The sequence below is a fragment of the Mycetocola sp. Y444 genome, from assembly GCF_059445295.1.
The window spans coordinates 41,013-55,696 of record NZ_JCAIUB010000003.1 but is presented as its reverse complement, the minus strand read 5'-3'; the positions used below and the strand labels follow the sequence as shown (position 1 = coordinate 55,696).

Below are 14,684 nucleotides of genomic sequence, written 5' to 3'. Positions count from 1 at the left end.
GCGCTCTAAGCCGTGCAAAACCAGCAACTCGAGGTGCGCGGTCAGGCCTTCGGCACCGACTCCACCGGCCCGAAGGCGAATACGCCGTCCGGGTCGTAGGTTTCCCTCGCGCGGGCGAGCCGCTCGAACGTCTCGCGCGGCCACGCCTGGGCGAAGTGCTCCGGGGTATCGACCCGTGCCGAGAAGTTGATGTTCGTCTCGGGCGAGATCCAGCGCTCCGCTCGCTCGAGGAATGCGTTCGCAACCACGGGCATCCGTTCGAAGAGTGGTGGGACGACACCGATCAGGGTGAAGGTGTACGCACTGTTGCGGCCGCCGACCGCTGAGCCGCCCTCGACGTCCCGCCCGGTCGCGCCGCCGAGGTGGCGGATCTCCACCGCGACGAACGGGGAATCGGCATCCGGACCGAAGCTCTCCAGGAGTTCAGTGACGAAGTCCTGGTCGATCGGCTTCAGCAGCAGGCCGAAGTCCCAGAGCGGGCTGGGCTCGTCGGGGTCGGCGTGGATCGAACCCATCGCCGTCGTCGGGATCTCCGTGACCCCATCGACGTAGACCGGTGCCGCCTGGCGCAGCGGCTGCAGGAGTCGCTCGCCCTCATCGGGGTCTCCCGGATAGGCGAAGCGGATGCTCAGCAGGAACCTGCCCCGGAACGGTTCGGGAATCTCCTCGATCGGCGGCATGGAGAGCAGGGCGACCGACGTAGTGACGTCATCCGGGGCGGTCTGGGTCCAGTCCACCCAGGCGCGGAGTGCTGTCTCGATGTCGGGGGTGTCGAAGAAGAGGCTGCCCGCGTAGAGGGTCGTGAGTGGCACGAGTTCGAGTCGCATTTCGGTGACGATGCCGAGGCCGCCCTTGCCGCCGCGCAACGCCCAGAACAGTTCGGGATTCTCGGCGGTCGTCGCGATCACGGCCGTGCCGTCTGCGGTCACAACCCGGAATCCGCGCACCCAGTCGGTGCTGAAGCCGTGGCTCCGGGCGAGAGGGCCGAGCCCGCCGCCGAGCGTGTAGCCGACGGCGCCGACGTGTGGTGAGGACCCCGTGATCGGCGTGAGCCCGTACGGAGCGGCAGCATCGATGACGGCGCTCCATCTCGCGCCGGCACCGATCGTCGCGACGTGCTCATCGGAGTCGACTGACACGTCGTCGAGACGTGACGTGACGACGAGAAGCCCTGTTGTGATCGGCTCCCAGGCGCCGTGGCCCGTCGACTGCACGCTCACGGGGAGGTCGTGCTCGGCGGCGAAGCGCACTGCCGCAGAAACGTCGGCCTCGTTTGCGACCACAACGGCAAGCTCAGGTTCGTGCTGGATGAGGGTGTTCTGGGTGGCGACGTGATCAGCCATCCCGGCATCGCCGCGCTCGAATACGTCACCGGTCACGGCCGCGCGGAGGCTCGCGACGTCATCGCTCGAGAAACTCATGCCGAGACACTACGCTCGCTCCCCGGCGCCCGCCAGCTTCTCGAGAGGATCAGCACGATGAAACGTTGCGAACTGATGTGCGACAAGGCGCTCTGGCCTTACTCAGGGAGCCATCGTCGTCGTGGCGCGAGTACTGCTGGCCGGGACGTCTGGGGTGAGAAGATGCTTTACACGACGGCGAGCCCGTCGATCTCGACGAGCATCTCTTCGCGTGGCAACCCGGTAAAGACCGTCGTGCGGCTCGGCAGTACCCCGCTGGGAGTGTGCGCCGACACGAAAGCGCCGTACGCGTCATTCATTGCGGCGAAGTCCGCCCTCGCCGTCAGATAGACGCGCAGCATGATCACATCGTCGAAGCTTGCCCCGGATGCTTCCACGATCGCTTTCACGTTCTCAAGGGTTCGAATTGTTTGTGCCCCGACGTCGCCCGGGTGGAGGTACTCGTTGGTCGCGGGGTCGACAGGCCCCTGCCCGGACACCTGAACGATGGGTCCCTTACGCACCCCCTGCGAGAACGTGTGTGCGGGCGCGGGGGCGCCAGTGGTTTGGACGCGGGTTTTCTCAGTCATTGTCATTTTCCCTGTGATTGGTGGTGCTCTCTGGTGCCCATCCGAGTTCGGCGGATGCGACTTGTGTTGATTTGAGAAGAAGCGGCAGGAGGGCGAACACTTCGTCGCGTGACCGTGACATGGTCGGGACCGAGAGGGATGCCGCAGCGACAACGTTCCCCGAGCCGTCCCGAATCGGCGCCGCTATGCAATTGATGAACGCTTCGTGCTCCTCGTAGTCCGTTGCGTACCCGAGAGCGCGAACTCGGGCGAGCTCAGCCAAATAGGCGGGGGCATCAGCAATGGTGTTATCGGTCATAGGAACAAATTCGATTCCGCCAGCGATGGACGGCCACTCGACCTCCGGGCGGGCCGATACCAGCACTTTCGCCACCGCGGTACAGTGCAGCGGCGCCCTCAGCCCGACCCGCGAATACATCCGCATTCCCCTGACCGCATCAAGCTTGTCAATATAGATGACCTCTCCGCCCTCGAGACTGGCCAGGTGGACGGTTTCAAGCGTCGTGCGATTGAGCGCCTCCAGTTGCGGGCGCACGACGGTGCGAACATCCCGCTGGGTGAGGGCGGTATTCGCCAACTCGAAGAGGCGGCCGCCGAGGGTGTATCGGTGAAGATCGTCGTGGGTGACAAATCCATCCGCCTCAAGCGTCTGCAACAGGCGCAACACCGTGGACTTGTGGACGTCGAGTCTGTCGGCGAGGGTATCGAGTCGTTTCGGTCCCTCGCTGAGCGCGCGCAGAAGCCGCAGCCCCCGCGCAAGGCTCTGGCTCATCGCAACCTCGGCGGGCCCTGGCACTGGCCTTTAGTGACGGTGCACAAGCCGTGCCGGTCGGCGGGTGCCAGGTGCCCCGCGCTCACGTTGACACCTTCATATCGGCCACGATACGTTGGCTGAACATTTGCTGCAACCGGGATTGCAGACTGCGCAATGTCGGTAGAAGCCAATCGAGGGGCGCGAACGGTGAACGTGTGACGCAGGACATTCTCATTGGCCCAACGCACAAGGCATTTCCCCCTGGCCTGTGGCACAGGAGCCTGGGCGACGCTTTCCCTCTGCCCCTGAATCAGTTCCAGACGCCGGTGCTCACCCTGGACCGTAGCGCGCTCGACTCCAACGCGAGAGTAATGGCTGCCTGGTTGGCGTCGGAGTCTCTGCTGATAGCGCCACACGGAAAAACCACCATGGCCCCCGCCCTGTGGGATGAATTGCTCGAGTTCGACGTCACCTGGGGGCTGACCTTTGCGACACCGTGGCAGGTACAGTGCGCACGTTCGTCAGGGGTGAGCCGAATTATGCTGGCGAACGCAATCACCGATCCGAGCGCACTGCGCTGGCTCGCCGCAGAGCTCGCTGATGATGCCGGGTTCGAGTTTTGCAGCTGGGTCGATAGTGTCGCCGCCGTCGAGCTTCTGACCGTCGAGCTTGGTGATCCAGCGCGCCCGCTCGACGTCCTCGTGGAGCTTGGTGGCGAGGCCGGCCGTACGGGTGCACGTTCGATCGAGGACGCGCTCGCTGTCGCTCAAGCCGTCAAACGATCTCCGGCGCTCAGGCTCGTAGGGATCGCGGGGTACGAGGGGGCGCTCGCGCACGATCGCAGCGCAAGTGGGCTGGCACGGGTGGATGGCTGGCTCGATGATCTCGTGCTGCTCTATCGCAGGCTGGCATCGGGCGGGTTCGACGGGGACGCAATGCCGATAGTCACAGCCGGAGGCAGTGCCTTCTTCGACCGGGTCGCGGCCAGGCTTCGCGTGCTCAACGGGGAGGCATCGGTGGTCATCCGCTCCGGGGCATTCCAGATCCACGACGACGGTTTCTATCGAGGGATCAGCCCGATGGGTTCCCTGATCGGAACGGAGCCCTTTCGCTCGGCGATGCACGCGTGGGTTCGCGTGGTGTCTCGCCCCGAGCCCGGGCTCGTGCTGTTTGACGCGGGCAAGCGGGATCTGCCTTTTGATGAAGGGCTTCCGGTCGCCCAGGCGGTGCGCGGCGGCGACTCAGCCGTGGTCGTGGGTAGCGTTGTCACCGCCTTGAACGACCAGCACGGTTTTCTCCGCCTGGCGGAACCATTCGCGCGTGAGGAAACGCTTCCTGTCGGGACCGTGATCCGGCTGGGACTCTCACATCCGTGCACGGCCATGGACAAGTGGCGACTGATCCCGGTCGTCGACGATGCCCACTCGCCATCACCCATGGTGATCGATGCCATCGAGACTCGGTTTTGACCGTTATGGATGAGGTGCTTTTTCGAAGGGTGACGGTGGTCGACGGCACCGGTGGCCCCCCGCGGCAAGCTGATGTGTTCGTTGCTGATGGGGTTATTTCCGCGGTCGTTGGTCCAGGTGCAGCGGAGGTGCCATCCGCGGTGCGGATTGTCGAGGAGGAGGGATCCGTGCTCTGCCCCGGCTTCATCGACATGCATGCCCACTCCGACCTCGCACTGCTGCGGGATCCAGCCCACGAGGCCAAGCTCAGCCAGGGCGTGACAACCGAAGTAATCGGCCAGGATGGCATCGGTTACGCGCCGGTTGACGACCGCTCGTTGTCGGTTGTCCGACGCCAGATTCGGGGTTGGAACGGCGATCTTCCGGACGCAGCCTTTGTCTGGAGCAGCGTCGAGGGATATCTCGCAACGCTCGACCGGGGGCCGGGAGTCGGGGGTACCGCGGTCAATGCGGCCTACCTGGTGCCGCAGGGGAATCTGCGGATGCTCGCGGTCGGTTTCGAGAATCGTCCCGCCACTGGCGACGAAATCACGGTCATGCAGAACATACTCGCCGAGGCGTTCGAGGCTGGTGCTGTCGGGATGTCGAGTGGCCTGACCTATGCTCCGGGAATGTACGCGTCAACGGCGGAACTCGAGGCGCTCTGCACGGTGATTGCCCGCTACGGGGGCTATTTCGCCCCCCACACCCGCTCGTACGGCGCAGGGGCGTTGGACAGTTACGCGGAGGTGATCGATATCGCGAGACGAAGCGGGTGTGCGCTTCATCTGACCCACGCGACGCTCAACTTCGACGTCAACCGGGCCGCCGCACCCGATTTCATCGCGATGATCGATAACGCGCTCAAAGACGGAATCGACCTGACCCTCGACAGCTATCCGTACCTGCCGGGAGCGACGACCCTCAGCGCGCTATTGCCGAGCTGGGTCGCGTCGGGTGGGCCCGATGCTCTGCTGGACAGGGTCACAGACCCCTCACTTCATAGCCGCATCGCATACGACCTGAACGTGCGCGGCGCAGACGGCTTCCACGGCGTTCCCGCACGATGGGATGCGATCGAGATATCCGGCGTCGAGAACCCCGACCTCACCGTGTATGTCGGTCGCACCATCGCGGAAATCGCTCGTTCCGAGTCCCGCGATGAGGTGGCCATCGTGCTCGACATTCTCCGGCGGGACCGACTCGCGACAGGCGTCATCATGCACGTCGGTCACGAACGCAACGTCCAGGCGGTGATGCGCCACAGGGTGCATACCGGCGGCAGCGATGGCATCCTCGTCGGCAACCGCCCTCATCCTCGCGGGTGGGGAACATTTCCGCGGTATCTCGCGAGATACGTGCGCGATCTTGGGGTGCTAACGCTCGAGGAAGCGGTGCACCATCTCACCGGCGCACCCGCGGCGCGCCTCGGACTAGTAAACCGTGGTGTCATCCGGGAGGGTTTTGCTGCTGACCTGGTTCTTTTCGATCCCGAAACCGTTCTCGATACAGCGACGTTCGACTCGCCGCGATCCGCGGCGACCGGTATCAGCAACGTGATGGTGAACGGCAGGCTGGCGATCGACCGCGGTGTTCGCACGCAGGGTCTGACAGGGCGCGTGCTCCGAGGTTCGGCATATCGTGGCAGTTCCGTAAGCAAGGAGATCTCGTGATCGTGCTTCCCCGTCCACTCGAACTACAGCCGGCATCCGGATCGTTCATTCTCGGTCCGCAGACCGTCGTGGCCGCCCCGGCCCCCCTGCACAACGTGGGCGCGCGGTTACAGGAGTCCTTGCGCCCGAGCACGGGGCTTCCGCTTCCCCTTGTGACCGAGGCAGGCGAGGCGCCGGCTATTGTCCTTTCCCTCAATCACGATCTCGCGCCAGAGGCATACCGGGTCAGCATAAGGCCGACCGGTATCGACATCGCGGGCGGCACCCCGGCCGGGGTGTTCTACGGATGCCAGTCGCTGCTCCAGGTGCTGCCAACCGCCGTGTACCGGCGCGCGCGGGTGGAGGGGGTGGTGTGGGAGGCCGACGCCCAGACCATCGTCGACGGCCCACGCTTCGGCTGGCGTGGACTCATGCTCGACGTCGCGCGGCATTTCCAACCGAAACACGAAGTGATGCGCGTCATCGACCTGATGAGCGTTCACAAGCTCAACACGCTCCACCTTCATCTCACCGACGATCAGGGTTGGAGGATCGAGATTCGAGCATTTCCGCGGCTCACCGAGGTGGGGGGATGGCGTGCTGAAAGCCAGAACGGGCACGGGCCGCTGGCAGGGGCGGACGGGCGGCCGCACGGCGGCTTCTATACCCAGGATGACATCCGTGAACTGGTGAGTTACGCCGCAGAGCGATTCATCACCATCGTTCCCGAGATCGAAACCCCTGGTCACGTTCAAGCGGCTATTTCCGCTTATCCGGAACTTGGTGTGACCGGCGAACCCCATGAGGTGTGGACCCGATGGGGCATCAACCCGTTGATCCTCAACGCAGAAGAGTCCACTATCGACTTCTTCTGCACGGTCTTCGACGAGGTTATCGACCTGTTCCCGTCGAGATACATCGGAGTCGGTGGCGACGAAGCGAAGAAGGATCAGTGGATGCAGGACGACCGCACCCAGGAACGGATGCGGGAGCTTGGTGTCGAGACCGCTGAGCAGCTCCAGAGTTGGTTCATACGCCGGTTGGACGACCACCTGAGCACCCGCGGTCGGTCTCTCTTCGGTTGGGACGAGATCCTCGAGGGGGGACTGGCGTCAGGAGCCACGGTGGCGTCCTGGCGGGGTACCTTCGGGGCGCTGGCAGCGGCACGTGCCGGCAATGACGTCGTCGCTTGTCCCGACGACCAGGTCTACCTCGACTACCGTCAGTCAGACCTCGCTGACGAGCCGATTCCCGTGGGATTTCCGCTCGGGGTAGCTGACGTTTACGCGTTCGACCCGGTTCCGGCGGGGCTGGAGGACAATCTTCAGCGTCATGTCCTCGGCGGTCAGGCCAACCTGTGGACCGAACACCTGAACTCAGCGCGGGCTGTCGACTACATGATGTTCCCGCGATTGTGCGCCCTCGCGGAGGCCGTGTGGGTGCCCGCCGGCCGCGACCTGCCAGAGTTCCTGAGACGCCTTGATCATCACCTCAACCGCCTCGATGCGCTTGGTGTTGAGTACCGGCATGCGGACGGGCCTAAACCGTGGCAGCGGCGTCCGGACGCTCCGGGAAAGCCCATTACCCGGGCACAGCGGCTCGCGGTTCAGGCGGATCTGCTCGAGGGTCTCAAACGGGAGCGATCGGAACGCTGAGCGCTGGAATCGTCGGGTCGGAGTGGCACAGATCGCCGACGGTTCAGTAGAACGGCGAACTCCCTCGTTCGGGGTGTTGAGTATTTGTTTGTTTGTACGCTTTACTAACAAACATGACTGCATCGGTGCAGGGGGAGAACCCTCACGCGGGGACGGGGCGAACGCCGTTACGCACGGATTTCTCGCGCGGTCGGACGCTTCGACCGACCGAGAAAGTTCTGCCTGAACACGCGCGGCGCCACAATCGCTCGCTGGTCCTTCAGACCATTTACCGTTCTGGGGCGATGAGCCGTGCAGACATCGCTCGGGACACCGGGCTCACCCGGGTGACGGTGTCGGACCTTGTGGCAGAACTCATCCACGAACGGCTCGTCGTCGAAAAGGGCCAGCGCGAAGACTCACGGCCAGGGAAACCCGCGATGATCATTGACATCGACCGCGACGCTTATTCGATTGTCGGCATTGATCTGTCTGACCACGAGGCTTTCCGTGGCGCCGTCATGAACCTCGACGGTGACATCCATGATCGGATCGAGATCGCGCTGGACGGAAGCACCGGTGTCGAGGCGATGTCGAAGGTCACCGCACTGGCTCAGCGGCTGGTCGCGCTCGCGTCGACCGATGTTCTCGGAATCGGTATCGGATCCCCTGGCATCGTTTCGAAGGACGGCGTCGTCGTCAGCGCCCCGAACCTCGGCTGGAGTGACCTGGCAATGGGCGCCACGGTGGCCAGTGCGACCGAGCTGCCCGTCGTCGTGTCGAATGACGCGAATGCCGCAGTGCTTGCCGAACACGGATTCGGTGGAGCGGACGACGATTTCGTGCTGGTGCGGATCGGACACGGTGTTGGGGCGGGCATGCTTGTCGACGGGGCCGTCGTCTTCGGCGCTAGATCGACCGCCGGTGAAATCGGGCACATCACGGTCGGGACCGACGGCGGACCCCAATGCGTATGCGGCAAAACGGCATGCCTTGAGTCGTGGCTGGCCGCGCCGCGCCTGGCCGAGGCGCTTGATGCGCTGCCTCACGATGCCGATGCCTATGCCGCGCAGCGCCATAGGGACGCGGTTCTTCGCGCCGGCGGCACCAGGCTCGGTATCGCCCTCGCCCCTGTCCTCGGAGCGTTGGGGGTCACCGACGTGATCCTGAGCGGCGACGAGGCACTTCTCGACGACGTCTTGCGTCAGGCGACGATCGAAACACTACGGAGCAGGACGATGGCCGATATTCACGGCAATATTTCCCTCCGGATGTCGACCCTGGGAAAGGACATTGTTCTCCGCGGCGCCGCGGTGATGGTTCTTTCAGGACAGTTGGGCGTCTCATGACTACCTGCATTGATGCAGCGAACCAATCCGCAACACATCCGCAACACATCCGCTACACATCCAACGAAAGGAACAACCGATGAGAAAGATCGGAATCATGGCTCTGGGGGCTGCAGCTGTCCTCGCTCTGTCCGGCTGCGGTGGCGCTGCCGGGAACTCGAATGGAGGAGACAGCTCAGCCGAAATTCGCGTCTGGCTGGTCGGTTCCGACACACCAGATGAGGCCCGCACCTACCTCAAGGAGACCTTCGAGAAGGAGAACCCGGGCTCGAAGCTGGTCATTGAAGAACAGCAGTGGAACGGCTTGGTCGACAAGCTGACCACCGCACTCTCGAGCTCCGACTCCCCCGATGTCGTCGAAGTGGGCAACACCCAGGCGGCGGCCTTCACCTCTGCTGGCGCATTCACCGACCTGACCGAGGAGTACGAAGAACTCGGCGGCGACGAACTCCTGCAGGGCTTCGTCGAGGCGGGTACCTACGACAAGAAGATCTACGCCTACCCGTACTACTCGGGCGCCCGCGTCGTCTTCCACACCCCTCAGGTTGCGACTACCGCTGTGCCCACAACTTTGGACGAGTACGTTGCGGCTGGCGTGGAGCTGAAGAAGAGTGGCGTCCCGTCCGGAATCTACGCTCCGGGTAAGGACTGGTACAACGCGCTTCCCTTCGTCTGGGAGAACGGAGGCTTCGTTGCGGAGCAGCAGAATGACGGCACCTGGAAGGCTGGATTCAGCAGTGAAGGTGGCGTTGCTGGTCTGACGCAGCTTCAGGACGTGTTCCAGAACGCCTCTGCAGCGCCCAAGGACGGCGACGAGGCGAACGCACAAGTCCCGTTCTGCGAGGGCGCGGTCGGTTATCTCTCCGCGCCGAGCTGGTTCCAGTGGTCGATCAAGGCTGCTGTCGATGCGGACACACCCGGGTGCCCCGACACCTTTGGCAAGGACATCACCGCTTTTGCACTCCCCGGAAAGGATGGCGGCGCGGCTGCGGCATTCGCCGGAGGATCCAACGTCGCCATTGCGGCGAAGTCGGCCAACCAGGACCTGGCATACAGTGCGCTGAAGATCATGCTCTCGACCGAATACCAGGAGCTGCTCGCCGCCAAGGGCCTCATCCCCGCTATTGAATCCGCATCGTCCGCTCTGCCGGACGACGAGGTCACCGCAGCCGCAGCTGCAGCGGCGAAGTCGGCCCGCCTGACCCCGGCCGCGCCCAAGTGGGCAGATGTCGAGGCCTCCAGTGTGCTTCAGGACTCTTTCGTGCGGCTGGCACAGGGCGATGCTCCGGCAACCGTCGCTAAGGAGCTTGACAGCAAGATCGAGGACATCCTCAACGGCTAAACACGCCGCCCACCCCGCCGGCGGCCGCGAACATCGCTGCCGCCGGCACCGGCTACTACAACGTAAGGAGCGGGAATGAGTCAGACCGCCACACAACCTGATCGCGGAGAGGCGACCGCGCGCTCGTCGCGTCACGGCGCGTCAGGTCCCGGCAAGGCGCCTCGCCGCGCACTAACGCCGGCGGCCAGACGCGCGAAACTTTTTCCCTGGGCGCTTCTCCTTCCCAGCGCCGTCATCCTCCTTGTGATGACGGGATATCCCCTGGTCCGGATGTTCCTCACATCGTTCCAGGAGTATGGCAAGGCTCAGATCTTCGGCGCCCCGCCGGAATGGGTGCTGTTCGAGAACTACACCAAGGCTCTGGTTGACCCCGCTTTCTGGGCGGTGGCAGGGCGGAGCTTCGGGCTGATGGCAGTTCTTGTCGTGGCCACCATGACCCTCGGCATCCTGATCGCGGTCATGATGACACGTCTGAATAAGTTTCTCCGGCTGTTGGTTTCCGTTGGCCTTCTGCTTGCGTGGGCAATGCCGCCGCTGTCCGCGGTAGTTGTGTGGGGCTGGATCGTTGACACCAAGTACGGGTTGCTGAACTGGGTACTCAACTGGCTGACCCAATCGTCGGAGTTCACTGGCCACTCCTGGTTGATTGATCCGCTGTCGTTTTTCGCCGTGCTCACAGTAATCATCACCTGGCAGTCGGTTCCGTTCGTCGTGTTCGTGATGTACGCCGGGTTGACGCAGGTCCCCGACGAGGTACTCGAGGCGGCACAGCTCGACGGCGCGAACGGTCCGAAGCGGTTCTTCTTCATCGTCGTTCCGTACCTCCGCAGCCTCCTGCTTGTCACGATCGTCCTGCAGATGATCTGGGACCTCAGGGTCTTCACGCAGGTCTTCATGCTTCAGGGCATGGGAGGGATCTCGAGTGAAACGGATGTCTTCGGCACCTACATCTACCACCTGGGTTCCAGCAACCTCGGCGGTGCCGGGGCGGTGTCATTCATCATGGTCATCATGATGCTCGCCATCTCCATCTACTACGTACAAAAGACAGTGAAGGACGAAGAAGTATGAGTCTGGTGACGTCGACGGCAGAGCCGATCGCGACCGCGGTCGCTCCGTTGGGAAAACCCGATCCCAAACGTCGCAAGAGTAAGGCGTTCCGAGTCAGGGACAGCTGGACCAAAGCGATGTACGCAGTCCTTTCGATCATTGTTTTCGTTTGCTCGGTGTTCCCCGTCTATTGGATGCTCAACACCTCGTTCAAGCCCAACGCGGATGTGCTTAAGCCGGAACCGCAATGGTTCCCGGAGAACTTCACCCTCAAGAACTACGTCACTGTTCTGTTCGAACCGTCCAGACCTGACCGTGCGAACTTCCCTTCGGCGTTCATGACGTCGTTGGGGGTGACCTCTCTCACACTCGTGATCTGTCTCGTCTTCGCCTTTCTCGGCGCACTCGCGATCTCGCGTTTCCGGTTCAAAGGTCGGCGCCAGTTTGTCATTGCCATCCTCATCGTGCAGATGATCCCCGGCGAAGCGATGATGTTCACGATCTTCGGCATGATCGACGACTGGCGGTTGCTGAACACCGTGCTCGGACTGACGATCGTGTATCTGGCCGGTGTCCTGCCGTTCACCATCTGGACTCTCCGCGGCTTCGTTGCTGGCGTTCCCGCCGACCTCGAAGAAGCAGCGATGATCGATGGGTGCACCAGGGGCCAGGCGTTCTGGAAGATCACCTTCCCGCTCCTGGCGCCCGGCTTGGTCTCGACGGGAGTCTTCGCGTTCATCCAGGCGTGGAATGAGTTCCTGATGGCGCTCATCATCATGCAAGGCCCTGGATCGTACACTTTGCCGATCTGGTTGCGTGCATTCCAGCAGGCCACCCAGGCGACGAACTGGGCAGCGATCATGGCCGGATCCACTCTCCTCGCCGTTCCCGTTGTCATCTTCTTCCTCATCGTTCAGGGGCGGATGACCGGCGGGTTGGTCAGCGGGGCGGTTAAGGGTTGATGCCGGTCTCCTCGCACAGCGACCCGGACAGGCTGCTGTCGGGAACTCTCATGCCGGGATTTGTTGGCCTGAGTCTTCCCGAGTGGCTGGAGAAACGATTGCGCACCGGCCTCGGCGGCGTGTGCCTTTTCGGCGACAACATCCAGGATGAGGAGCAGCTTTGGCGGTTGACGGGCGCGATCCTGGCGGCCAACCCCAATGCCATCATCGCGATTGACGAGGAGGGTGGGGATGTGACCCGGCTGCATTACCGGTCGGGGTCGCCGTTTCCCGGCAACGCGATCCTGGGCCGGCTCGATGACGAAGAATCGACGGCGGCAGTCGGCCGGGCTGTGGGTCGTGAGCTGGCGGCGGTGGGCATTAACCTCGCCCTCGCCCCGGACGTCGACATTAACTCAAATCCATTGAACCCGGTGATCGGTGTCCGGAGTTTCGGCGCCGACGCCGACCTGGTCTCTGTTCACTCGGCAGCGTGGACGCGCGGATTGCAATCGACCGGCGTGTCGGCCTGTGCCAAACACTTTCCCGGTCATGGTGACACCGACCAGGATTCGCACCTGGCTCTGCCGGTCATCGACCGGTCGCGAGCTGAGCTAATGGAACGCGAGTTGGTGCCGTTCATGGCCGCAATCAGTGCTGGTGCCAAAACCGTGATGACCAGCCACATTATGCTCCCGCAGATCGACCCCGACCGCCCGGCGACGATGTCTCCCGCGATTCTTGGGGGACTGCTGCGCGGGACGCTGGGCTTCGAGGGGGTGATCGTGAGCGACGCCCTCGATATGCACGGGGCGAGCGGCGTTCTCGGTATACCCGAGGCGGCCGCGCGCTCGCTTCAGGCCGGTGTGGACCTGCTCTGCATCGGTTCACGCAACTCGGATGAGCAGCTCGGTGAGATCATTGACCACCTGAGACACGCGCTCGACAACAAAACGCTCAGTCGTGCGCGAGTCGAGGATGCAGCACGCAGGGTCATCGTGCTCGCCAACGATCTGCGGGAGAGGGCTGCTGACCATGCGTCGGACGGTTCAGTACTGCACGCGCACAAAGTCCCCGATACCGCTGATGTGATGAAAGCGTTTGACGGCGGGGGGTCGGCGCAGACGGATGCGGGGAACTACCGCAACCCCGGGTGCATCGTGCGTGTCGACACACCGGCGAATATTGCGGTCGGACATGCCCCGTGGGGTCCGTTCGCGGGAGATTCGATCGCCCCTGGGTTCGTGGGCTGGATAAATGTCCCTGTGGTCCCCTTCGACGCCGCGACGGACGGGACGGTCTACAGGGACCGCATAACTCGCACAGTCCTTGAGGTCGCATCAGATGGTCCAATCATCGTCATAGGCAAAAACAACCATGCATGGGACAATGTGCCGCTTTTCATTGATTCGCTTCGGGGCGCCAGTTCGCGAGTGCTCGTTGTCGACATGGGCTGGCCCGCAGAAGATCGTCGTTACGCCGACATTGCGACGTTTGGCGCATCCCGGCTCGCGGGCCAGGCGCTGGTTGCCTTCCTGGCTGGGGATGGCCAGCGATGAGAGTCGGGCTCGACATCGGGGGCACGAAGACGGAAGCGGTCGTTCTCGATGGCACCGACCGCGTAGTTGCTCAACTCAAGGTCGCCACCGAGTGGGGGCCAGCAGGCGTGGTCGCAACGGCGGCTCGTGTTATCGGAGCGCTTGGATCAGAGATGAATCTGACGGTGCGGGACTTCTCGTCGATTGGCATTGGCATTCCTGGGTTGGTCCCGCCGGGGACAGCCAGGGTTACGCACGCGGTGAACCTCGGCGTCCTTGACCTCGATCTCGGCGGCGAGCTCCGGGCGCGACTTGGCGTCGATATCCGGGTGGAGAACGATGTGAAGGCTGCCGCGCTCGGCGTCCATCGACTTCTTGGGCATGATGGGTCGATGGCGTTTCTCAATCTGGGTACCGGAGTCGCCGCCGGGATCGTCCTCGACGGGAAACTGTGGGGCGGGGTACGAAGTTCAGCGGGCGAGATCGGTCACATTAGCGTCAACCCCGACGGAGCGGTTTGCACCTGTGGCCAACGTGGGTGCATCGAAACTGTCGTCGGAGGAGCGTCGATTTCGGCATTATGGGGTGGCAGCGATCCGCACCCGGTTGGCGCCGTTTTTGACGCTGCGGCGAAGGGTGATTCGAAGGCAATCAGCATCCGAGATGGCTTGGCAGGCGGGGTTGCTGCTGCTGTCCGCATCCTCGCCCTCACGGTTGATGTTGAGAAGATCGTGATCGGCGGCGGGGTGGCACGACTTGGGGAAACCTTGCTGGACGCCGTTCGGGATGTGCTTCGTTCGGAAGCGGCGGGGTCTCCGTTTATCGCATCTCTCCAATTGGCTTCGAGGATCGAGGTGGAACCCCTCTGGGCCCCAGCTGCCGCTTTTGGTGCAGCCTTGATCGGGGAATCAGAAAAGAAGCCGTTGTAGTCAGCCGTTGTGGATACGTTGCAACCTCCTGTCGCGCCTGCCCCAGCCGTGGCGATG

The 14,684-nt window shown here is 63.4% G+C and carries 12 protein-coding genes; 9 read left to right on the top strand and 3 right to left on the bottom strand.

Annotated elements, in window-relative coordinates; genetic code table 11:
• Nucleotides 1-41: 41 nt before the first annotated feature.
• From AC1C2M_RS11705 to AC1C2M_RS11695, 3 genes are all read right to left on the bottom strand, one after another.
• On the bottom strand, nt 42-1,421 hold the full coding sequence (locus AC1C2M_RS11705; RefSeq protein ID WP_495436604.1) for an FAD-binding oxidoreductase: 1,380 nt from the start codon (nt 1,419-1,421) through the stop codon (nt 42-44).
• 167 nt (nt 1,422-1,588) lie between these two features.
• A complete protein-coding gene (locus AC1C2M_RS11700; RefSeq protein ID WP_495436603.1) occupies nt 1,589-1,990 on the bottom strand; it encodes a RidA family protein in 402 nt (133 codons plus the stop codon).
• Nucleotides 1,983-2,762: an IclR family transcriptional regulator gene (locus AC1C2M_RS11695; protein ID WP_495436601.1), complete on the bottom strand. Its 780-nt coding sequence runs from the start codon at nt 2,760-2,762 to the stop codon at nt 1,983-1,985. Before AC1C2M_RS11695 ends, AC1C2M_RS11700 begins: the two co-directional genes overlap by 8 nt.
• Before the next feature lie 410 nt (nt 2,763-3,172).
• Between AC1C2M_RS11695 and AC1C2M_RS11690 the strand changes: the two genes are divergently transcribed.
• The 9 genes from AC1C2M_RS11690 (at nt 3,173) to AC1C2M_RS11650 (ending at nt 14,627) form a co-directional block, all read left to right on the top strand.
• Nucleotides 3,173-4,213: a type III PLP-dependent enzyme domain-containing protein gene (locus tag AC1C2M_RS11690; protein WP_495436599.1), complete on the top strand. Its 1,041-nt coding sequence runs from the start codon at nt 3,173-3,175 to the stop codon at nt 4,211-4,213.
• 128 nt (nt 4,214-4,341) lie between these two features.
• Nucleotides 4,342-5,865, top strand: coding sequence for an N-acyl-D-amino-acid deacylase family protein (locus AC1C2M_RS11685; protein ID WP_495436597.1), 1,524 nt, complete (start codon nt 4,342-4,344; stop codon nt 5,863-5,865).
• Nucleotides 5,862-7,499: a beta-N-acetylhexosaminidase gene (locus AC1C2M_RS11680; RefSeq protein WP_495436596.1), complete on the top strand. Its 1,638-nt coding sequence runs from the start codon at nt 5,862-5,864 to the stop codon at nt 7,497-7,499. Before AC1C2M_RS11685 ends, AC1C2M_RS11680 begins: the two co-directional genes overlap by 4 nt.
• Nucleotides 7,500-7,783: 284 nt before the next feature.
• Nucleotides 7,784-8,827: an ROK family transcriptional regulator gene (locus AC1C2M_RS11675; protein ID WP_495436594.1), complete on the top strand. Its 1,044-nt coding sequence runs from the start codon at nt 7,784-7,786 to the stop codon at nt 8,825-8,827.
• 79 nt (nt 8,828-8,906) lie between these two features.
• Nucleotides 8,907-10,169, top strand: a complete 1,263-nt coding sequence (locus AC1C2M_RS11670) for an extracellular solute-binding protein (RefSeq protein ID WP_495436592.1) — start codon at nt 8,907-8,909, stop codon at nt 10,167-10,169.
• A gap of 75 nt (nt 10,170-10,244) precedes the next feature.
• Nucleotides 10,245-11,240, top strand: coding sequence for a carbohydrate ABC transporter permease (locus AC1C2M_RS11665; protein ID WP_495436591.1), 996 nt, complete (start codon nt 10,245-10,247; stop codon nt 11,238-11,240).
• The gene (locus AC1C2M_RS11660; RefSeq protein ID WP_495436589.1) at nt 11,237-12,181 is read left to right on the top strand and encodes a carbohydrate ABC transporter permease; all 945 of its coding nucleotides are present in this window, start codon (nt 11,237-11,239) and stop codon (nt 12,179-12,181) included. The genes AC1C2M_RS11665 and AC1C2M_RS11660 overlap by 4 nt, the downstream gene beginning before the upstream one ends.
• Nucleotides 12,181-13,719: a beta-N-acetylhexosaminidase gene (nagZ, locus tag AC1C2M_RS11655; protein WP_495436588.1), complete on the top strand. Its 1,539-nt coding sequence runs from the start codon at nt 12,181-12,183 to the stop codon at nt 13,717-13,719. The genes AC1C2M_RS11660 and nagZ overlap by 1 nt, the downstream gene beginning before the upstream one ends.
• Nucleotides 13,716-14,627, top strand: coding sequence for an ROK family protein (locus tag AC1C2M_RS11650; RefSeq protein ID WP_495436586.1), 912 nt, complete (start codon nt 13,716-13,718; stop codon nt 14,625-14,627). The genes nagZ and AC1C2M_RS11650 overlap by 4 nt, the downstream gene beginning before the upstream one ends.
• Nucleotides 14,628-14,684 lie beyond the last annotated feature (57 nt).